Origin of the sequence: Brevibacillus laterosporus LMG 15441 (assembly GCF_000219535.2) — a bacterium.
GTDB lineage: Bacteria > Bacillota > Bacilli > Brevibacillales > Brevibacillaceae > Brevibacillus_B > Brevibacillus_B halotolerans.
In genome coordinates this window covers 5,019,608-5,041,316 of record NZ_CP007806.1, presented here as the reverse complement: position 1 = coordinate 5,041,316, position 21,709 = coordinate 5,019,608, and the positions used below count along the sequence as shown (strand labels likewise).

At 41.2% G+C, this 21,709-nt stretch carries 16 protein-coding genes; 11 read left to right on the top strand and 5 right to left on the bottom strand.

The window, feature by feature from the left end; genetic code table 11:
* Position 1 precedes the first annotated feature (1 nt).
* Genes BRLA_RS22210 through BRLA_RS22190 form a run of 5 tightly spaced genes read left to right on the top strand, consistent with a single transcriptional unit; the run spans position 2 to position 8,067 of the window.
* Positions 2-2,350: a hypothetical protein gene (locus BRLA_RS22210; RefSeq protein ID WP_003334064.1), complete on the top strand. Its 2,349-nt coding sequence runs from the start codon at positions 2-4 to the stop codon at positions 2,348-2,350.
* The gene (locus tag BRLA_RS22205; protein ID WP_003334066.1) at positions 2,347-3,633 is read left to right on the top strand and encodes a vWA domain-containing protein; all 1,287 of its coding nucleotides are present in this window, start codon (positions 2,347-2,349) and stop codon (positions 3,631-3,633) included. Before BRLA_RS22210 ends, BRLA_RS22205 begins: the two co-directional genes overlap by 4 nt.
* A gap of 19 nt (positions 3,634-3,652) precedes the next feature.
* Entirely contained in the window at positions 3,653-4,288 is a 636-nt protein-coding gene (locus BRLA_RS22200; RefSeq protein WP_003334067.1) for a hypothetical protein, read from the top strand.
* Positions 4,289-4,300: 12 nt separating this feature from the next.
* Positions 4,301-5,566 carry a TRAFAC clade GTPase domain-containing protein gene (locus BRLA_RS22195; protein WP_003334068.1) on the top strand — a complete coding sequence of 422 codons (1,266 nt, stop codon included), beginning with the start codon at positions 4,301-4,303 and terminating at the stop codon, positions 5,564-5,566.
* The gene (locus BRLA_RS22190) at positions 5,566-8,067 is read left to right on the top strand and encodes a GAP1-N2 domain-containing protein (protein ID WP_003334069.1); all 2,502 of its coding nucleotides are present in this window, start codon (positions 5,566-5,568) and stop codon (positions 8,065-8,067) included. The genes BRLA_RS22195 and BRLA_RS22190 overlap by 1 nt, the downstream gene beginning before the upstream one ends.
* Before the next feature lie 111 nt (positions 8,068-8,178).
* On the opposite strand, the gene BRLA_RS22185 is transcribed toward BRLA_RS22190, so the two are convergent.
* Positions 8,179-9,329 (bottom strand): IS3 family transposase gene (locus tag BRLA_RS22185; protein ID WP_119912828.1). Its coding sequence is split into 2 segments (ribosomal slippage): positions 8,179-9,068 and positions 9,068-9,329, totalling 1,152 coding nucleotides; the frame shifts between segments, so codons are not numbered across the junction.
* A 219-nt stretch (positions 9,330-9,548) separates the two neighbouring features.
* Between BRLA_RS22185 and BRLA_RS22175 the strand changes: the two genes are divergently transcribed.
* Together BRLA_RS22175 and BRLA_RS22170 are read left to right on the top strand one after the other, a co-directional pair.
* Entirely contained in the window at positions 9,549-10,283 is a 735-nt protein-coding gene (locus BRLA_RS22175; RefSeq protein ID WP_003334074.1) for an alpha/beta hydrolase, read from the top strand.
* Positions 10,284-10,858: 575 nt separating this feature from the next.
* Positions 10,859-11,887, top strand: coding sequence for a Delta(5) desaturase DesA (locus BRLA_RS22170; protein ID WP_003334075.1), 1,029 nt, complete (start codon positions 10,859-10,861; stop codon positions 11,885-11,887).
* A gap of 80 nt (positions 11,888-11,967) precedes the next feature.
* On the opposite strand, the gene BRLA_RS22165 is transcribed toward BRLA_RS22170, so the two are convergent.
* The 3 genes from BRLA_RS22165 to BRLA_RS22155 form a co-directional block, all read right to left on the bottom strand.
* Positions 11,968-12,435, bottom strand: a complete 468-nt coding sequence (locus tag BRLA_RS22165; protein ID WP_003334076.1) for an SEC-C domain-containing protein — start codon at positions 12,433-12,435, stop codon at positions 11,968-11,970.
* A gap of 92 nt (positions 12,436-12,527) precedes the next feature.
* Positions 12,528-13,220 (bottom strand): class I SAM-dependent methyltransferase, encoded by a 693-nt coding sequence (locus tag BRLA_RS22160; protein WP_003334077.1) that lies wholly within the window; start codon positions 13,218-13,220, stop codon positions 12,528-12,530.
* Between the two features lie 79 nt (positions 13,221-13,299).
* A complete protein-coding gene (locus tag BRLA_RS22155; protein WP_003334078.1) occupies positions 13,300-14,355 on the bottom strand; it encodes a MerR family transcriptional regulator in 1,056 nt (351 codons plus the stop codon).
* A gap of 461 nt (positions 14,356-14,816) precedes the next feature.
* Between BRLA_RS22155 and BRLA_RS22150 the strand changes: the two genes are divergently transcribed.
* On the top strand, positions 14,817-16,829 hold the full coding sequence (locus tag BRLA_RS22150; RefSeq protein ID WP_003334079.1) for a methyl-accepting chemotaxis protein: 2,013 nt from the start codon (positions 14,817-14,819) through the stop codon (positions 16,827-16,829).
* A 199-nt stretch (positions 16,830-17,028) separates the two neighbouring features.
* Complete coding sequence (locus BRLA_RS22145) at positions 17,029-17,988, top strand: iron-hydroxamate ABC transporter substrate-binding protein (RefSeq protein WP_003334080.1); 960 nt, start codon at positions 17,029-17,031, stop codon at positions 17,986-17,988.
* 100 nt (positions 17,989-18,088) lie between these two features.
* Here BRLA_RS22145 and BRLA_RS22140 read toward each other — a convergent pair whose 3' ends face one another.
* Positions 18,089-19,771, bottom strand: a complete 1,683-nt coding sequence (locus tag BRLA_RS22140) for a family 10 glycosylhydrolase (protein ID WP_003334081.1) — start codon at positions 19,769-19,771, stop codon at positions 18,089-18,091.
* Between the two features lie 292 nt (positions 19,772-20,063).
* Between BRLA_RS22140 and BRLA_RS22135 the strand changes: the two genes are divergently transcribed.
* Positions 20,064-20,792, top strand: coding sequence for an amino acid ABC transporter ATP-binding protein (locus BRLA_RS22135; protein ID WP_003334082.1), 729 nt, complete (start codon positions 20,064-20,066; stop codon positions 20,790-20,792).
* A gap of 37 nt (positions 20,793-20,829) precedes the next feature.
* Positions 20,830-21,681: a glutamate ABC transporter substrate-binding protein gene (locus tag BRLA_RS22130; protein ID WP_003334083.1), complete on the top strand. Its 852-nt coding sequence runs from the start codon at positions 20,830-20,832 to the stop codon at positions 21,679-21,681.
* Positions 21,682-21,709: the final 28 nt, after the last annotated feature.

Genomic DNA, 21,709 nt, shown 5'->3' with positions numbered 1-21,709 from the left:
CATGAGGGATTTGATTGAACAGTTCGCAACTCACTATGTGTCGGATTTAGAAAAACAACTGGATAGTGAGAACGGACAGCGTAGCATTCAGAACCCTGTGCTTTTTCTCTTTTTAGGTGATAAGAGCTTAGAGGCACTTCAGTCGATTTATGCTACCAATGAACAAAAGTGGCAAAATAGCGAGGGAGTGCTCTATGTTCACGCCTATTCGGAAGGGACTCTACAGCGTGCGAATGTGTATAACTGCCGCTTGCCGCAGCCTTCTGCTGATAAAAAAACGATGCGGGCTTCTCTCTATGACATGTTTTATCAGGATGAATCATTGCTGATCGAACTAAATAAAATGATGAAGATGGTAAGTGTTCGTGTAGCAGAAATGGGTAAGCTATTTACTTATCACCAACAAATGAATATTGCAGTAGTCACCAGAGTAGATGATATTGCTAATGTGCTGTTACCGGAATTTACGCTGCTTGTAAAAAGCTATCTTAGTGAATTATTTAAAAATGTCTCGTTGGATTTGTATGTTTTGATGCAGGAAAAGAATAATGGCCAGGAATTTGGATTTTCTACGTCAATAGGAGTTAGCTTCCTTGATGAATTAAATGAATATCAACAGCCTGATTACCAATTCTGTGCTGATCTTCAGATGACAGAGGATCGAGTGAAGCTGGCTGTGGAGCATACTAGTTCTCCGCTTTATTCACTTGTGTATATCCTAAGTGATAAGAATGAGCAGGGAATGTTCATTGATAACGGTAAGGAAGATAATTATGAGTTGATTAGCGATATCGTGCTACTCAACAATAAACGAGTGGAATCAGAAGTATACGAAGGTAGTGAAAGCTATAATCGCACACAATTTATTCATAATATTACCGGGGTTACAAGACGACCTACATTTGCTTCAGCCGGGCTCTCCAAAGTAAAGCGACCTACTCACGCTATTGCACACACTGTACTTGCAAAGGTGTATGATCACTTTCTAGGACGTTTGAAGCAAAATGGCACGTATGATGTTTCAGAAGTGCTAGAGAGACTGGAGATCACAGACTCGCAGATTCTACAAAAAGTGAAGTCAGTTTTACCCGATGAGAGCAAATTAGAAGAGTTGACAGGTTTGATGACTTCGGGCGTTAGCTACAAAGAGCTTACGAGCATGACTCTTAAAGAGGCAGAGGTAGCATTGTTCGAGGATAGCAGTCAGACCTTTTTTGCAACGAATTTTGTGCTTGCCGCGCGTTCAAAACGAGATTCTTCTCAACAAAAGCATAAGCTCACTCCGCTTATTAGAGAAGAGATTCTTGAAAATCCCAAATACGGATTATATGCTGCCTACCAATTAACCTCGGGATCTGATGCTAAGAAGAGTCTTGCTCATGTCTTGCGTTCCAGAATCAAAGATACAATTCGACAGCTAGAGTATTGCAAGGATCAGCTAGAGGATCTTTATCGTCAGAGGGTTGACCGACAAGAGATAAAAACGGGTGGTCTTTTTACACGAGATAAAGAGCGTGTACGAAATTTTATACGGCATTTTTTCCCGGTCATTTATGGAAAGAAGTATGAGATTTTAGGATTGGAAATGGAGATAGAGCTTCTTAGCGATTATGAAAGACAATTGGAGGACATTCATCAGAAGCTAAGACAACAGGTCATGCAGCTAGAAGAAATCAAGGTACAAGTCAGTGAGATGGCGCGAAAAAGTATCCGAGAGGCTGTAGACTATCTAGACAAAAACATAGAGGAATATTACGGAGCTGTTGTACAGGAATCGATTGAAATAGTAGAAGCCAAACGAGGAACTGGCTTTTACTTTGAGGATAGATACATGGGGAGCATTTCTTTCCTATTAGATAAGGGAGTTACTGAAATGATCCAGCGGCTATGTGACATGTGCCGTAAGGAAATTATGACCAGTGAGCCGTTCTCCCTTTCCTTTGAGGATGAACTCCTAGCAAGAGCGAATGTGACGGCGGCTTACGACAACAGGACTGTTTTGACCCGAGAGCAGCTATATAGGGATTTGGCTTTAGAGTTGGAAAGCAGATCATCTGTCCATATAGAAGTCTTTCAATTTATGCAAAAGTATAGATATGAGGAAAAATACTTTTTTGCTGATTATACGAATGATTTTGTTCAATATGTATTTCGAACCGAGCAGGGAATGCGGACTTATAAACAGGGGTGCATTCATGAAGCAAACAAAAGCGGGATTGAGAAAATCAAGCTCATGGGTGGTTTCGGCATAGAAGACCTCATGTATTACCGCAATAATAGGAAATATTATGAATCCTATCGGGAAAATGGCTTTTTATTTCGCCGACAAGGAGGGGGGCAATTGTCATGAGTCAAAAAAAAATCAGTCTGCTCATGGTTTTCTGTAGCTTGATAGGTGGAATAATCGGCTTTGTAGTAGGCGAAATGATTGTAAACCTTTTGTCTAATGAACTACCTCAGTGGGTGGTTATGGGACTTTATTTTGGACAGTATGCTTTATTTGTTGGACTTATGTGTTTAATAGCTGAATTAATTTCACCTCGATTAAACGGGCAGGGCTGGAGACAGCGCTATGTCGGATTCTCATGGAAGATGCTTGTACCGAGTACCTTTATCATGCTAGGTGTAGTTGCTATGCTATTACAATTTTTCTATGGGACAAATTTTCAGAAGGCGTCGGGTTCAAATAACATTGTTATGCTACTAGATATTTCATCCAGCATGCAGGAGTCGGATAAGGATAATCAGCTGTTTAAATCAGCAGCCGATGTGGTTCGTAGAATGGATGCTAATACAAGAGTAGCGGTCATCACCTTTAATCAACAAGCGAGCGTGCTACAGCCCTTAGTGCTTTTGAGCAATCAAAAGGTAAGAGATGATGTTATACAAAAGCTAAATAGTCATGAGGGTCCTTCTGGTGGCACTGATATAGAAGAGGCATTGCAAACCGCTTTAAACCATATAAACAGGGAGACAAACAATTCTGGTAATAACACGGTTATTCTCATGTCAGATGGCTATAGTGATGTGGATTTAGATAAATCTCTTCAGCCATTCAAACAATCTCAAATCATTGTTCATACAGTGGGGATGAGTACGGTTAGCGCTGATGGCACACAGTTGTTGAAGCGCATTGCAGAAGAGACCAATGGTAATTACTACGATATTAAACATACAGATCAAATCACAGGTGTGTTCGGTCAAATTTATGATATGAGTCGTCAGGATCGTGAGCTTGTAAAGGAAAGAGTAGGGACAACGGAACATAGCCTTTTCTATGCAATACTTCGTGTCGTGAGCTTGCTTGTGATTGGAGCATTGTTAGGTTTGGCAGTAGGACTATTCTTTGATAACAAATATATAGCCAAGGGCTTCACTTTAGGGGGAATCGTGTCTGGTCTTCTTGCTGGATTGATTCTTGAGAAGGGATTGGCATCTGGCATGTATCCAGCTATGGGGGTTCGCCTTGTAGCTGACTTGCTGTTAGCTGCTGTCATGCCTTTGTTTACGATTTTTATCCCTATGCCTAACCAAGCTCTAGCCTCTGAAAAAAGTCGGTTTACCGGTGGTAGATATTTATCGGCAAAAAACAAGGAAGCTAAGCAGATCAGTACTAATAAGTTTGATAGGTAGAGTAGGAGAATGATGTGAAATGAGCAGAACGGAAGAGCTATCCATTGCACTTATTAAGGATGTCACCTCCCACATGCAGGGTAACGAATGCGTGATAAATTGGTACTGGGCAGAATCCGTTCCCTGCGTCTACGTGTACAAATCCCGATTTGAGACCCCATTTCATCCTGACCAAATCAATGAGAAGGATATGAAGCTCTATACACGTGAGGAGTACAAGGTGCATCAGGGATATCGTGAATATATTGATGGATATGGAAGATATACGTATCGAATTTTTCCGTGCCAGCTACAGAATGGTAGACCGGTTATGCTAATTCCGGAGGGTGAGGATCACATCGCTCACGTTAGTTCCGGTAAAGCTAAAATCTATTATTCCTTTAAAAGAGGGAAGAAATGGTTTAGTCAGTATCAAACTTTACAGATTCGCATTTTTTCGGAGATTCTTATTCCCAAGGAAGCTTTATGCTATGTGAAAAAGGAAGGCTCTCCTCCAGCGAATAAGGATGATGGCACGCAGTATGCTTTTATCCGTGATCTTGAACCAGGAGAGAACGTTATGCCTGAAATCGAGATCAAGAAAAAGGATTACATTCGCCTCTTTTTGACAGACGGAAAAAAATACGGGCAGAGCTATGAGCTGATTCCTGAATAGGAGGGAACCAACGTGTTTACATTTTTGAAAAATATGTTTGAGAAAAAACAGCCGGTCAAGGAACGACTTCCTTTTTATGATATTGTCTGTCCCTATTGTTTTGCGAAATATTCCCCCGATCAGGTAGTATTTAGAGCCACGCATCATCGTGATGATGACGAAAATTATGCTTTGCAGGAAGATGAGATTCTAAACCAGTATAGAGATAAATTCGGTCTTGATGCGATCGAGGAGCTGGAAGCAGTAATTGACCCGGCTACGATACCGCAGGAAAATCAGCTTTATGTTGATCAGGTTTTGGTAGGGCTGACTGATCGATACGGTATGGTTACCAAACGCAGACTTTGCCCGAAATGTCATAATGAACTTCCGATTACAGCCGGAAAAGCACCAAGTAATATTATTTCCATCGTGGGTGCCTCCCAGGTAGGTAAATCTGTCTATATGACATCGCTGATTCACACCCTGCAAAATACAACGGCAAATCATTTTAATGCTGCCTGCATGCCATTAAACGCACAGATTAGTCGTAAGTTCCGGGAAAATTACGAGGCTCCTTTATTTGAGAGAGGCCAATTGCTTGACTCTACACAAAAGGAAAAGCGGCAGGAGCCATTTATTTTTCAGTTTATTTTTAAGGATAGTGAACAACCCCCGCTCATTCTAGTGTTTTTTGATGTGGCGGGTGAGGGAATGGTAGATCGTGAATATTTGGAGCTATATGCATCCCACGTGAAAAATTCCTCAGGCATTCTATTCCTTGTCGATCCGCTACAAATTAGAACGATACGCGATAAAATCATGTTTAATGTAGGCGATGAGCCAGGGGAGTTTACTGCTAGATATGATGAGCCTCGTGAAGTGCTCATTACCCTATTTGAGAACTTTATCGGATATGAGGAGCAGAGCAAAACCAATATACCGACTGCTGTTGTAATGACCAAAAGCGATATGCTACACATGCTGAAGGAAGACGATAGTGAGTATATTAAATCAAACAGCAATGTGTTTCGAAATTTCGTTCATAAACAGTATTTGAACACGAGTGAATTCGAAAATATCAATGGAGAGATAAGGCGCTTCATTGAAAAAGTAGATCGACCTTTTAAGGATGCACTGGAGGTTTATTTTACAAATACGGCTTATTTTGCTGTATCTGCGCTGGGAAGTAACCCGGTTAACCAAAAGGTGACTGGCGTAGTGACGCCTGTTCGTGTAGATGAACCATTTATTTGGCTGTTACATCAATTGGATTATATTGATGGGAGGGAGCAATAGTGGGACGGCAGCATATTCAACAGCAGTACTATACGCGAGGGCGGCAAGGGATTTTCCGCTCAAACGAAGGATACGACACCGTCTCTAAATCTGCTTCTCTGGACAATTCATTTATCAAGAAGACGCTTCATCCGTTTTGTGTCTATAATGCTCCTAAAGAGCTACAAGAAAAGGGAGAAACACAGGAAGAGAAGTATCCAGAGGCACTTTTCTGTTTTCGCGCTGAATCAGGCGAGATGGTCATTGGGAAAAGCGTTTATGTAGGAGCAGACTTTACAGGACAGCGGAACACATTCTTTACCCATAATTATGTGATCCCAAGTGTGCAACGAGATGAATTTTGTAAAACGCCGGCAAAAATTTTCGGCATCAGTTCCTTTGTAAATCATCATGAGGAAACAGACGGGAAAGAGTTGCCGGAGTTAGAGGATTTACCATATCAGAGTCTTAGCACTGGTGATAAAAAGCAGATTTTAGCGCGGTTAGGGATTGATGAACAAGCCTTTAAACAGCTTCTATTCGCTACCATGAGCTCTCTATCAACCAAGAAAAAGGTCTTTATTAGCTTGGATGTTGCTATCAGTGAGACCTCTACAGCTGCTACTCAATTATTAGAGATTTTATATGGCTGCTTGCCTTATGAGATGCGTAGACAATTTGGGTTTCTTACTTATACAAATGAACCAGAAAGTAAAAAGTATCTCCACGTTATTTTTGTTGAAAAGGGTAGCATTAGGTCTGGTAACGGACATATGAATAAAGATTTTCTGTTTGATTTTGCAAACAAATCGATACTTCATGCTGATATCCAAGGTGAGCATGAGTATCTTAGCTTTGCGTGGACGAACTTAAATGAAGCAGTTGTGCTCAAGTCGTTTTACGAGTTCGCTGACGAAATTCTTGCAGGAGAGAATTCAGCTAAGGGCTTGAGCATTGCCACGTATTATGAATTGTGTACGCTGTTTTTGATAGAAACAGGTAAACTGAGCGTCTATGGACGCAATAAAGCGGCCGTATGGCAGGTACTCCTACAATACCTTCGTAATGAACGCTTAATAAACAAACAGAGAGTATTAGCGCTGTTTGGACTTTTATTTGGGGCGGAAAAAACGGCTGTTACATCCAAGAGCCTGCCCTCCGTCGAACTGATTACCTTGATCTGTGAAGCGTATAACGTTGTTAAGAATCAAGATAACCGCAAAGAGATCGTGATGTACCTGATGGAAGTTCTTCTGAAAGGGAAAAGCTCTCAGCAAACAGAGTACGTTGAGCAGGTATACAAGCAACTCTCAGGTAATCATGAATTGTTTACATTTATGATGAATACCATTTTGAGCTATGAAAAGGTTGTGAAGCCTTTATTTGAGGAATATGTAGCTCAACGCTTAGCAAACTGCTCCAAACTAGATGATGCAGTCAAGGAAATGAGCTTTTGGGCTGTTCATGCTTCCCAAGCTCTACAGAATCCTTTTTTCATGAATCGTACGGAGCAAAAATTGCTGGACTTATTTAAAGAGGAGAAACGAAAGGTAGAAGCGGCACTGTCGGTTCACCAAACGTTGGGTAAGTGGGAAGTCGGCCGTAGCTATACGAGCAGGGTGTTAGAAGAGCTAGATAAAAGTTTACTGAAGCATCTTTCTTTGGAGGCCTTATCCAAGGAGGATGTTAAGAAGATTGTTTCGTTGTTTGAGCATAAACCGCAAAGCTTTTTCACAGCACTAGATTCCCAGAGCGAATATAAGCTGGAACTACTAATGAACGTCTTTTCTTTAGAAACAGAGACGGGGACGCCTTTGCCCGAAGAATTTTATCGGAATTGGGACGCGGCTGACATCCAAATCCAGCAGAAGCTGATTCGCAAGATGGTAGGCAGTCCATTAGACGAAGGCAGTTTCCCAAAGATAGCGCTTATTTTTTATCGTGGCGATTCCCAGAATTCGCATACCGCGTTTGATTTTGACAGCATGCTTACTTTTGCTCGGCAACATGGGGGAGAAGAAGCTACCTATCTGTTCATTCAATGGGTAGTAAAGCAAAGGATGTTTCTGATAGATAGAAAGCTTGTCCCTTCTTATCGTCACGTCTTGAAGCAATATCTATTGCATGATAACGCTAAAAGACTACGGGATAAAGAATGGCGAAAACGTTGGTACGCTATTCGTAACCCGGAATTTAGAGAAATACTGCATGAGGCAGAGAGTGAGTCGTCAAATGCTTTATCGAGATTCTTTCGCCAAAATAAGGGTATGGCTGTGATCGGGTTGCTAGCGATGCTTACGGTAGGTACAGTTGGAGGGGTCATGCTTTATTCCAAAAGCCAGGCTCCTATTCCAGCGACCCTTCCTGCTACAGTAACAACACCTGTTACTAGTGAAGAGGAGGATGCTACACCGATATTTGTGGAAAAGGGACAAGCTGAATCAATAGACAACACACCAATCTATATGCTATTGCAGCCAAATGTGAAACCGGTGAACATATCGTCTGTCCCAGCTAAATAGAGCAGGTATACAAAATAGAAGCAGGAGTGGCCAAAGAGCCCTACCTATAAAAAAGAGGACTAGTCCTGGTAGTAGCCCCGTCAAGTAGACAATGAAAAAAGAGTAAGTTCGTTATGCGGCGATCGCTTCACGGTACTCTACCGGGGAGAGATCGCCAAGTTTTTTCTGAAAACGTTCTTGGTTATAAAAATTGATATATTCCGTGATCAGTTTTCGAGCCTCCATTTGACTTGCTGGTTTTTCAAGGTAAAGTTTCTCTGTTTTCAAATGTGAGAAGAACGATTCCACGCAGGCGTTATCAAAACAATTTCCCCTTCTTGAATGGCTTCCAATGAGCTGTTTCTCTTCAAGCAATATCTTGTAAGACTTTGTTGTGTATTGGAATCCCTGATCAGAATGCAAAATGGCCCCTTGTGCATTCAAATGCTTTATCGTGTCCAAAACGAGTTGTAGATCGTTGCGAGATGACATGTCCCATGCGACAACTTCGTTGTTATAAAGGTCTAAAACGACTGATAAATAGACAAAATCATGACCAACTCGAATATAGGTAATGTCTGTTACAAATTTCTTCAAAATCGTTTCTGCTGTAAATTCTCGGTTGAGAACATTCGGAAAGACAACGGATGGTTTTCGCCCCGCAAAGGGGCGTTTCTTACGGATGACAGAGCGAATCTCCAGCTCTCGCATAAGCCTACGCACCTTTTTGTGGTTAACCAAGAACCCTTCTTTGAGAAGGGCTGTTCGCATGCGTTTATAGCCGAAAATAGGACGAAGTCGATGAATAGCAAGAATATGTTCTTTTAGATTGGTTTCCAGCTCAAATTGAATCTGTCGATATCCTAAAGCCGATTTCCACTTGTAGTAACCAGCACGTGATACTTCCGCAATTTTACATAGTGTCGTGATGGAGTAGGTCTGACTCATTTTTTCGATGGTCCTAAATCGGGCTTGCTTATCCAACTTCCCTCCCCATGAAGATTCGGATTGAGCTTTTTTAGATATTCCACCTGCGCTTTCAGGTAGGCGTTTTCCTCTTCTACGCTGCTGAAATGCTTCTTATTCCAGCGCCCCCGATAGTCCACAAATGATTCTCCGTTTTGGTGCTTCTGAACCCACGCGATGATTTGGGCATCACTTTTAATTCCCAGTTTTTTTCTGATCATGGCATAGCTCCACTGGTCTTCGACCCGTAGGCGCACAGCTTCCTTTTTAATTTCTTCGCTATAGCGAGTAAAGACTTGTCCTTTTTTTGGTGGCATGAAAAAACCCCTCCGGTTAACAGTAATGAATCCATGATATCATGAACTCTTTTTTTACTGTCTACCGTAAGGGGATAATACCATCCATTCATTTGGACTGGTCTTCTTTTTTTATAGAAAGCTCAAATTCTCCATTATGATTCGGGATTTAATCCATGGCTGTCGTGTCCCTATTTCAACTACTATTTATGAAGATATGATAAGAAGGGGGATAAGGAGATGAGAGAGGTCTTCGTTACAGAAACGGTGGGAGACAGAGAAATTATGATTTACTTGCCTCCTACTTATGAAGCCGGGGGGAGCTTTCCTGTGGTATACGTACAGGATGGCAGCTATTTGGTGCTTGCATGCATGAATTTGCTGGAGCATCTTTTCATTACCAAGGAGCTACCCGAAATGATTTTCGTATGTATCCCACCGCACAATCGAAATGATGAATACACGCCATGGCCTGCAAAAGCACTGCTTAGCAGCTACCCTGATTTTGGTGGTAAGGGCGCAGAGTACCTTTCTTACGTTGTTCATACGTTAAAGCCTCATGTAGATTCCGTGTATCGAACAAAAGCGGAAGCGGAGTATACGGGAATAATCGGCGGCTCTTTTGGCGGAATGATTTCATTATATGCCGCTTACCTGTATCCTGAAGTATTTGGACGTATAGGCTTGCTATCTGCTTCCTTATGGTTTGAAGGACTGCTAGATTTTATCCGAGACCATCAGATTGGTTCTAGTAAGCAACGAATGTACATGTATGTAGGAAGTCTGGAAGGCATCTATAAGAACAACATTCAGGCTAATATGGTTGAGTATACGTATAAGGCTCATGAGTTTTTAATCAGAAATGGATTTCCAAAGGAGCAACTGAAGCTCGTGGTAGAAGAAGGCGGGACGCATGACGAGCTTTTCTTTATTAAGCACTTCCCACAGGCGATGAAATGGCTGTTTACATCATAATGAATGAGATGAGTGATTGGATAGTAAAAGCAGCATTATTGAAGATTGATTGTCAAATGAAATAGATTGAGAGAAGATAGGTCATTAATATGCTATCTTCTCTTTTTTATTTCGGTACTCACATGTGCCATTTAAAATAACGAGTTTAGTGTGGAATATCTTGTCTATTTAATATACCAAAAATTAAAGTTCATGAAGGACGATTTCTGTCAGAGTCTTATTGACACATAGAGACTATATACACTTATTGGTAAGCTATTAATCTGGAGTATGATTTTCAGAACTAAAAATAAAAATTTTCTGAAAAGTGGTGGATTTCGGCAAAAAATTATAAGGCAATTGAGAACCGTTTTCGAATATAATGATGAAAGGTAGCTAGGAAGGAAAAGTACGATTAGTTACGAGTGAAACGTAACGTATATGTCGCTAACAAAGAGAGGGGTAACAACAATCAAAACCTTTCCATTGTTATAGTGTACTATAGATGGGCATGAATCATCTTCCCCCTTTGATTCGGAATCCATGCGTTACTTACTGTAAAAGAAAGATTCAGAGAGAGGAAGATTACTATTAGCGTGAAGCTGGAAGAACAAGTTAACTGGAGAAAGAAAATCGCCCCCTATGAAAAATCCCAGATCAAGTATAGTGTACGACAGCTAATTAATACATTGATCCCATTTTGTCTGCTTTGGTATGGTGCATATCTATGTTTATCCGTATCCTATTGGTTGAGTCTAGTATTGATTGTACCTGCTGGAGGTTTTCTCATTCGCATATTTATAATCTTTCATGATTGTTGCCACTACTCTTTCTTTAAAAATCGGAAGGCAAACGAGATTGTTGGTTTGATTACGGGAATTCTAACGTGTTGCCCCTATGAGCAATGGAAGAGATCTCACTCTATTCATCACGCAACAAGCAGTAATTTAAATAAACGAGGCACGGGAGATGTATGGACACTCACAGTAGATGAGTACGTAGCCTTGTCACCTAGTAAGCGGTTGTTCTATCGGTTGTATCGAAATCCATTCATCATGTTTGGTCTAGGCCCTATCTATATATTTTTGATTAATTACCGATTTAACCGCAAAGGCGTAGGGCAAAAGGAACGCCTCAATACGTATATAACCAATCTAGGCATCGTTTCCCTATCGGGTGTACTATGCTGGACTCTAGGTTGGCAAGCGTTTTTGCTCATTCAGGGACCGATCTTTCTTATCTCAGGTGCCGCAGGTGTATGGTTGTTTTATGTACAGCATCAGTTTGAGGATACGTATTTTGAACAAGAAGAGAATTGGGATTATGTAAAAGCGGCCTTACAGGGAAGCTCCTTTTACAAATTGCCAAAGGTCCTGCATTGGATTACAGGAAATATTGGCTTTCACCATATTCACCATTTAAGTCCGCGTGTACCTAACTATTACTTGGCTTCGGCGTATAAGAATAATGCCTTCTTACGGGACGTGAGAAGCATTACATTGCTATCAAGTCTAAGATCACTCCGCTTCCGTCTGTGGAGTGAGGAAAGCAAGAAATTTGTGGGGTTTAAAGATGTACACCACAGGATCATGAAAAATAGTTTGGAAAAAACCAGTACCATGTAAAGTTATGAAATAAAAACCTAGCACGGATCAATAGGTACAAAACAAGTACCTCAATGACGTGCTAGGTTTTGTTGTAGTTGTTATGAAGTCGTCTGTTCTGTAAACCAATCGTTATCAAGCATGTCCTGTACGCGTTTGGAGATTGTTCCGGCAGAGACATTATATTTGCTTGCTAATGCCGCCTGAGTGATGGGAATATCCATAATCGTCGCAATCGAATATTCAATCGAAGCTTCTATGATTCCAGCTTTTCGGATTACGGGATGGGTAGCATGAGCGTATTTATGCCATAAATTGATGGCGGCAGCAATGGTGTCAGGCTTGTAATCTGCCTGCATATTCTTCACAATATTGTGGGCTGTAGTTATATAATTCTCGTTATCCCATGTTAAATCTAAATCAATATATTTATGCAACACTTGATTGGTTCCTGTTGATGATGAATGAAGGAACTCGCGTTGCTCATCTTTAGGTAAACAACATTTTTTATATTTTTTGCCACTCCCACATGGGCAGAGTGAGTTTCTGCCAATATCCAAAATAACCACTTCCTTTTTATAACCTGATTGTTAATAATATGTAGTATAACATATAAAAAAGCCATTCCTCGACTGATGACGAAGAATGGTCTTTGTTTTTGTTACACCTGTAAGGTCCATATTCCTGCGCACTCTGGTACCTGAAGGAGCGATTGGCTAGCCACTTTTTCTGCTACCTCCTCTCCAAAGAAAAACCTTGTCAGGTCTGTCGCTTCTTCTACACTCTCAAAATGATAATCCAATCTAATCCAAGAAAAAGAAAAGCCATAATCTTGTTCTAGTGATCTGTAATAATTTTGTAAAAATACCGGGGGATGCGGATTTTCATATCCGGTCCCCATTGTTTCTACAATAATAGCTGTACCGCCAGGGCGAAGGACGCGCTTTATTTCCTCCATTACCTGCTTGATATTATGCTTCCAAGTAGGATCGGTAGAGTTTGCTAGATAGCCAATGCTCCAGCCTGAGACTAATAGATCAGCAGAGTCATTAGCTACGGGAAGAGCGCGGTTGTCAGCCACCTGTGTTCTCCAATTGTGCAGACCGGCTTGTTTTAATTTGTGTGCTGTTATTTGCAGCATAGCCTCGGATGCATCGAGAGCAACGATGGATTTAGCCTGCTTAGCTAGCACTGTAGTAAGTCTACCTGTACCGGCTCCCAGATCAATAATGTCTGTATTTTCAATCGGTTTTATCTGGTTCATTACAGCATAGAGACTTGGTTGCTTTGAAATTAATCGTTCGTATTTCTCGGCTTGATTCTGATAGATATCGGGATGATTTGGTTGTGCCATGCAAAGCCCTCCTCATATGTTGTTGGACTTTAGCATAAGGCTTGACGTTACGAGAAGGTCAATACCAAGGGACACATCTCTATCTAATAGGGACGGCATACATGACATAGAGTAGCTCATGTAGTTTCTGGTGCTTCACAATATACCCATTGCGAGTAAACCAATCGAGAAGCTGTTCGCTATTTGCATAATATTTATCCTGAATAGCTGTATGGATGTCTCTTTTCCCCTGTTTCAGCAAACCATCTAGGTATTGCTTTTTATGTCTTTCATTTTCAAACATCAAATCGGTTATACAAATCCGGCCGCGTGGATGTAAGACTCGGCGCATTTCGTCCAATGCCATCAGCTTTTGAGCATCTGTAATATGGTGGAAGGCAAAGCTGGTCACAATAAAATCAAACTGATTGTCCAGATAGGGAATGGCTAGGAAATTGCCCAGTTTCGTTTCCATCTGTGGATACTTGCGTTTGCATTGCTTCAGCATTTCTTTTGATTGATCGACACCTGCCATCTGGATACCTTTCTCTATAAAACGTGCTGCTAAATTCCCCGTACCTGTGCCCATGTCCAATCCTCTTTCTTTAGGAATAGGATCGACCCACTGAAGCGTGATATCAAGTGCTTCCTCGTAGTTTTGGTAGATATGAAAGCTCTGTTCGTTACATAAGACATGCACATCATGGGTTCTAGCCTGATGATCAAAATTCCACTTATCATGCCAGTTTTTGCGTAAGTCTCTTAGACGTTTAGAGCCTTCTGCCAAAGTAAAAATCTGCTCCAACGACAGTTCCTTGTTTTGTACCAAGCGTTCTATCATTTGATCGGTTGTACGAATGTTTTCTTTCAGCTCCAGCCATTGTGCAAACATGACATACCGCTGTAGCTCCAAGTAATATTGAAGCTCGTCATGATTACCCTCATCGATTTGCTTTAGGGCCACTTTAATATCAGGAATAGACATTCCCACTTCCCGTAAGGCAATAATGGTTTGCAGGCGCCAGACGTCTTTCTCTGTAAAATCACGATAGTTGTTCTCCTGATTTTTAGCTGGTGTTACTAATCCCTTTTCTTCATAAAAGCGAATGGCACGTGGAGAAATAGTAAGTTTGTCTGATATTTCCTTGATTTGCATCTGTCAGTCACCTACCCAAGATTATCGAAACAATAACGCAGGGGAAACGTCGAAAGCACGAAAGCTCGCGAAACTACTTCTACGTCAGAATAAAAAATGGTAATCCTCATCGAAAAAACAATCCATAGTGTTAACTTGAAAACAAAAGGAACCTAGCCTAGAGATAGTGCTTTGACCCAGTTGGTTACGAACCTTCCGATTGCTAGAAATTGTTTTCTGCTATCTAGTCTACTAGTTATTTCATATTCATGCATCAGCTTTCCATTTGGGGTAGATCGTTGCCTATTTTTTGATTTTGGGGGAGGCCTTTTTGGACGGGTATTTTACTTTTAGAAATATTTATAAAATTTAAAATTAAATCTGTAACAGTTTATCTATGGATTTTGTTACTGTTTTGTACGATTAAAGTAATGTACAAGAAAAATTCGAATACGGATATCACAGAAAGTGGAGGGATTATTTTGAGTTTTAGGCTTCAGTTTAAATCGATTAAAGCGCAACTGCTTTTTATCATTGGTGGGTTGCTTGTTACCACATGTATTGGGCTTACGTTGCTAGCTTATTTTACCGCTCAAAAACAAATTGAAAATACAGCCGAAACGATGCTTTCACCTCTTGCCCAGCAAACGGCCAATTATTATGAGGATAAGCTAAAAAATGAGGTTACGTTCATTGAGGGAGTAGCATCCCGCAAGGAAATCGAAAACTATCAAACCAACCCACAGGAAGCTCAAGATAGTGTTTCTCGGCTGATAAAAAAACGTGGAGCAAGTAAATGGGGAATTGCTGATCTCTCGGGAAAAGTGGTTTTAGGACCTCAATCGAATACGAGCATCGCACAGCGAGACTATTTTAAGAATGCCCGTGCTGGTCATTCCAATACTTCAGATGTGATTGTTTCTATGGAAAATAATTCGTTAATCATCATTTTTGCAACTCCTATCTACTTAGAAGAAAAAATAAATAGTGTGTTGTACATGGAGTATAAAGTTGATAAGTTATTAGAAATGATTTCAGACCTAACTTTTAGTAAAACAGGACGAGCTTATGCGCTTAATAAACAAGGAACGGTAGTAGCCCATGAAAATATGGAGTTAGTTTTTTCTCAAGAGAACGTCATAAAAGCGGCTGAAACTGATCCTGCGCTCCGTGATTTGGCTGAGCTAGACCAAAAAATGATTAGTGGGGTCAATGGTACAGGGTCTTACGAATATAACGGCGTAAAAAAATATGTAGGCTTTGCCCCTATTCCACTTACTGGCGGCGGACTTGCTATCTATATTGAGCAGGATGACCTGTTGAATGGAACGGTTATCATGCGCAACTATTTATTTGCTATTTCCTCCGTCTTCCTGCTTCTTGGAGGTATTGCGGTTTATTACTACTCGTATTCTCTATCACGTTCGATTCAAGGCTTCAAAAATATCTTCTCCTTCATGGCTAAAGGTGAGCTATCTACGGCTATTGATCAGAAGCTACTAAACCGCCGTGATGAAATCGGTGATATGTCACACCTGCTTGAGGATATGAAACGATCCTTTGGTGGCTTAATTGGCGTTATTCAAAAGCAGTCGACTGAAATTGATCGTTCCTCCCATAATCTAAGTAGTATTTCGCAAGAGATGAGTACAGCGACAGAAACGGTTTCCAATTCAATTCAAGAGGTAGCTACTGGAGTAACTTCTCAAACAGAAGAGCTTGTCGAAATCAGTGAAATTCTGACTTCCTATGGCAAAGGCTTAGATGACATGGTAGCCTCTATCGAGGACGTGGACCACAACGGGAAAAACATTCATGCAAGAGCAAGTGAAAGCAATGAAAACATGGACAAATTGATTGTATCGGTAGAACAGGTGAATCAAATTTTTAAAGAATTTATTGATAGAATCGTTGCAGCAAATGAAAATTTAAATGGTGTACATCATATTACGACAGCCATCAATGAGATTGCCGAACAAACAAACCTATTAGCTTTAAATGCGGCTATAGAAGCTGCACGTGCAGGTGAGTCGGGACGAGGCTTCGCTGTAGTAGCAGATGAGGTGCGCAAATTAGCAGAGCAATCTCGCCAGTCAGCTCAAATGATTGCAGATATGATTACCTCTGTCTCCTCTGATTCCGATCAGATGCTAGAAAATGCAAGATCAATGAGTCAAGCTATGTCTGGTCAAAAAGAGGAAATGGATTTGGCAATGAGCTCCTTCCGTGAAATTATTCGCGAAATAGAGAACATCAATCCGAAACTGGAGCAAATTAGCTACTCTGCACAACAAATGCAAAAACAAAAAGAAGAGATTTTAGAAAAAGTAGAAACAAGCTCTAGCATTTCTGAAGAAGTAGCAGCTTCCTCAGAAGAAATCGCTGCAACCTCGGAACAAGCTTCTGCAGCAGCTCAGGAAGTTCATGCAACGGCAAGTTCGCTTGCAGGCATGACAAAGCAAATGCAGGAGGAATTAGAGCGTTTTAAAGTGTAAGGATTACAGCATGAAACCAGACTTGCAGATGACTGCTTCTCTCTTGAAGAGGAGCAGTTTTTTTGCTGATCAACACTCCTTCTGGCATTTATATGCGATATGCCTACATTGACAGTCTTGCGCCACCTTATAGATTCAGGTATGATTTTTATTATGATATTGATTATCATTATTATCGAATGAAACTAGGGAGGCTTTTATGAGATTCGGAGGGTTTAAAACAGCTCGCAAGGTTATGCTGACCATTTGTCTAACAGGGGTTTTGAGTGCTTGCGGGAATTCTAATAATATTACTGAGACAGCAGGCAAAAATGGTGCCAATGCTGGAAGTGAAACGATCTCCTACACAGCGATAAATGGAGAGGTCCACATTCCCAAAGACCCCAAGCGTGTGGTGGTTGCTGAAGAAATTTACGTCGGTGATATTTTGGCCCTTGGTATCAAGCCAGTAGGAATTCCGCAAAAGGCTTTTCATAACATTTATCTTAAAGAAAAACTAGATGGGATTCAAAATATCGGGGATGGCACGTCAACTGAAAAGATTATGGAGCTTAAGCCTGACTTAATTATTACCTTCAGTGGGGCAGAGAACATTGACCAATTGCAAAAAATCGCTCCCACAGTAGCGGTTGAGTACGGTAAGAAAGATGTAAGAGAGCAGGTAAGAGAATTTGGTAAGATAACAAATAGAGAGGATAAGGCTAACGAGTGGATTGCGAAGTGGGATAAAAAGGTAGCAGAAGCCAAGCCAAGAGTGAAGGCAGTAGTAGGCGACAAAACGGTTTCCATACTAAATCCCTACTCTAAGGGTATTTATGTATTCGGTAGCAATTTTTCGAGAGGAGGCGAAGTACTCTACAACGAATTGCAGCTAAAAGCACCAGCTATTATTCAGAAGGAAGTCATTGATAGTGGTACTGGATTTGGAAGTTTATCTCTTGAAACGTTACCTTCCTATGCAGGCGATTATATTTTTACAAGCGCATGGTCCGGAGATGATGCCAATCCTGAGGTTGTTTATAATAGTAGTATTTGGAAATCACTACCTGCTGTCAAAAACGATCGCGTATTTACAATGGATAAAAACTCCTCTGTATTTAATGACCCCATTTCGTTAGAGGGACAGCTTGATTTTATTGTCGAGAAGCTAACGAAGTAATTGCATATGATATAGATAGACCCCCAACATACCAAACCCCCTCCTGCGCCCTTTTAAATGGGTGAGGAGGGGGTTTTTGCGTACTCCCAATATTCCTTTGCTATTTACCGTAATAGCTTCTTAGCAAATCAGCGATTCCAAGCGGATTCTTACGAAGATCCTTAACGCTAAAGAAGACATCGCCCTTTACCTGAGGGAACTGAGTATTAAACTGCAATTGATTAATAATCTCCTGAGCTGATTGCCAGCCTGCTTCCTTTGTTCCCAGCTTATAAGGAGAATGCCCTACATATAGCTTCACATTGGTTCCATTCACTTCATTTGCCCACCAAGTAACGAGCTTGTCGTACTGGGCAGCAGAGAAGGAGAAGCTCCAGTAGATTTGCGGCATAACATAATCAATCCAGCCTTGCTTAATCCATGTACGAACGTCTGCATGCATATTGTCATAAGCAGTCACGCCGGCTTTTGTGTCCGATCCGGTACTGTCCATCGATTTATTGCGCCATACACCAAATGGACTTATACCATATTGTACTTGTGGCTTAGCGCTATGAATGGCTTCCCCTAGTTGACGAACAAATTGATTAATATTATCGCGGCGCCACTCCGCTTTTGTGGCAAACGAGTTGAAGTTATAAGCCTTGAAGGTAGCGTCATCAGGGAATACCCCGTCAGACGGATAGAAGTAATCGTCCAGATGAACGCCATCGATTTGGTATCGGTTTACTACCTCCATAATTTCCGTGATGATTTGTTGACGTGCTTCAGGTATTCCCGGGTTAATGTAGAGCTTGTTTTTCGCATTAATGATCCACTCTGGATGGAGTTTTGCTACATGGTTAGCAGCTAATTGATCGGTGTTTGCATCAACGTTAGCTCTAAAAGGGTTAAACCAAGCGTGAAACTCCATACCGCGTTTATGTGTTTCTTCAATCATAAAAGCAAGAGGATCATAGCCAGGGTTTTTTCCTTGTGTTCCTGTCAGGTATTTAGACCATGGAACTAGTGATGATGGATAAAAGGCATCTGCCGAAGGACGAACCTGGACAAATACAGTATTTAAGCCCATTCCCTGTATAGAGTCTAGCAATTGTATGTACTCCTGTTGTTGTTTGCCCATATTGCTATAGGAAGCGGCGGAAGGCCAATCTAAATTATAAACGGTAGATACCCAAACACCTCGCAAAGAACGCTCGGTGGTAGTAGGCACTCCGGGATTAGGAGGGAAACCAGGGTTTGTATTTTCAGGACTGATGACATTGCCAGGATATTCAGGGTATAGTCCGTTTTCCGGGCCTACAATATCTGGTGGTGGCAATTGATTAGAATTAGCTTGGTTGCCTGATTGCAGTGTGATGGTTTGTGTAGGCTGATCCCAAGCTACTTGAAGACCTAATTGTTGACTTACAAAGCGTAGCGGAACGATGACACGACCTTGCTTGTTTACTACGGAAGAGTCTAAGTTAACTTCCGATCCGTTTACCGTTGCATAATTTTGCTTTACGGTCATGCTTATGTTGGTGTCTGGCTTACGAATTGTCACGGTTTGCTTAGATTGATCCCAATTAGCCTGGGCACCTAGGCCTTCGCTGATAACACGAAGCGGAACCATGGTGACATTTACTTTTGGAATGATGTACGGTGGGACATCACTATTTATTCTTTGTCCATCCAGGTAGATACTAATCCCCTGGGAAGCCTGAGCTTGCACTGACTGGCCCATCATGGGGATGCATAGTGTGAACAAAAGAAGCAGGGCGAATAACTGGCGAAGCTTCATTCTTACAATCCTCCCGAATCAATAGATTTTTTTAAAAAAATGCTCTATTAGCTTTAGACGTTCTAGTAGGAAACTTTGTTACGTTTATTTACCAAAACAGGTAGAAAAAATTAGGTAGAACATGGACAACAGAGAGGAACAGGCTTACTGCTTTATGTAGCTTGATAGGGAGAGTAGCTTTCATTTTATTTAAAAATTCTAATAAAAAGAAAATTCTTTGTATTTTTCTGTAGAATCGGGTAGGTTCTCTTTACGATACGAAATATAAAACCATAAATAAGGGGGATTCTGGTTGATTAGCTTTCATCAAGTGAACAAACATTACGGAAATTTCCACGTGCTTAAAAACATTAATCTTCACATCAACCAGGGAGAGGTTGTCGTGGTCATCGGGCCTTCCGGGTCTGGGAAAAGCACATTAGTTCGCTGTATGAATCGCCTAGAAACGATTTCAAATGGAGAACTGATTGTAGACAACATCAAGGTCAATGACAAAAATACCGATATTAATCGGCTTCGTCGCGATATCGGTATGGTGTTTCAGCATTTTAACCTGTATCCGCACAAGACTGTGCTGCAAAACATCACATTAGCTCCCATGAAGGTGTTGGGTATTTCTGAGAAAGAAGCAAAAGAGACGGCGATGTCTTACTTAGAGAAAGTCGGGATACCTGATAAAGCGGATAAGCTACCCTCCCAATTATCCGGAGGTCAGCAACAACGTGTCGCCATTGCTCGCGGGCTAGCCATGAAGCCCAAAATTATGCTGTTCGATGAGCCTACATCTGCACTTGACCCGGAAACGATCGGAGAGGTTCTTGATGTAATGAAAAAGCTCGCTAAAGAAGGAATGACGATGGTCGTGGTAACACATGAAATGGGCTTCGCACGTGAGGTGGCTGATCGAATTGTCTTTATGGATCAAGGCCAAATATTGGAGGAAGCGCATCCCGATCAGTTCTTTGCCAATCCACGTGAGGAGCGGGCCCAGTTATTTTTAAGCCGGATTTTAAATCATTAATCTTTTCTAGATAAAAATAAGGAAAAGGGGTAATCAAATGAAAGCAAATAAAACCTGGAAAAAAGTATTGGGTGTAGGCTTGGCAGTGATGTTGAGCGCAACATCACTAGCAGCATGTGGGTCTAGTAAAACACAGGATGGGGCTAGCTCATCAGGAAAGGCCGCAGCGACTACTAGTACAGTAGCCAAGATTAAAGAGCGAGGCAAGTACGTAGTCGGGGTTAAGTATGATTTGAATTTATTTGGGTTAAAAGATCCAGCCACGGGGAATGTCGAAGGCTTTGATATTGATATAGCGAAGGCAATTGCTAAAAAAATTCTAGGCGATGAAAATAAAATTGAATTGAAGGAAGTAACCTCTAAGACTCGTATTCCGATGTTAAAAAACGGAGAGATTGATTCCATTATTGCCACGATGACAATTACTGATGAACGCAAGAAGGAAGTCGATTTCTCTGACGTATACTTCATGGCCGGTCAGTCCTTCCTCGTGAAGAAAGACAGCACTATCAAAGGTCTTGAGGATTTTACAAAGGGTAAAAAAGTAGTGACGGCAAAGGGCTCTACTTCAGCCAAAAACATACGTGAAAATGCTCCAGAGGCAGAGGTTCTTGAATTTGAAAACTATGCAGAAGCCTTTACAGCATTAAAGGCAGGACAAGGTGATGCGTTAACTACAGATAATGCTTTGTTATACGGAATGGCTAAACAAGATCCGAATTTCCGTGTCGTAGAGGGAACATTTACGGAAGAACCCTATGGAATTGCTTTGCCAAAGGGTGATGCGGAATTCGTAGCATTGGTCAACGAACTCCTAAAGGAAATGAAGCAAAATGGTGAATATGACAAGCTTTACGAAAAATGGATTGGTGAAAAGCCAAAAAATTAGACCCGAGTGATTTGAAGACCTGAATGGA

Excerpts from the sequence above, each read along its gene's own strand:
- BRLA_RS22210 (WP_003334064.1), top strand. The coding sequence starts at position 2 with ATGAGGGATTTGATTGAACAGTTCGCAACTCACTATGTGTCGGATTTA.
- BRLA_RS22205 (WP_003334066.1), top strand. The coding sequence starts at position 2,347 with ATGAGTCAAAAAAAAATCAGTCTGCTCATGGTTTTCTGTAGCTTGATA.
- BRLA_RS22200 (WP_003334067.1), top strand. The coding sequence starts at position 3,653 with ATGAGCAGAACGGAAGAGCTATCCATTGCACTTATTAAGGATGTCACC.
- BRLA_RS22175 (WP_003334074.1), top strand. The coding sequence starts at position 9,549 with ATGAGAGAGGTCTTCGTTACAGAAACGGTGGGAGACAGAGAAATTATG.
- BRLA_RS22160 (WP_003334077.1), bottom strand. The coding sequence starts at position 13,220 with ATGGCACAACCAAATCATCCCGATATCTATCAGAATCAAGCCGAGAAA.
- BRLA_RS22155 (WP_003334078.1), bottom strand. The coding sequence starts at position 14,355 with ATGCAAATCAAGGAAATATCAGACAAACTTACTATTTCTCCACGTGCC.
- BRLA_RS22145 (WP_003334080.1), top strand. The coding sequence starts at position 17,029 with ATGAGATTCGGAGGGTTTAAAACAGCTCGCAAGGTTATGCTGACCATT.
- BRLA_RS22140 (WP_003334081.1), bottom strand. The coding sequence starts at position 19,771 with ATGAAGCTTCGCCAGTTATTCGCCCTGCTTCTTTTGTTCACACTATGC.
- BRLA_RS22130 (WP_003334083.1), top strand. The coding sequence starts at position 20,830 with ATGAAAGCAAATAAAACCTGGAAAAAAGTATTGGGTGTAGGCTTGGCA.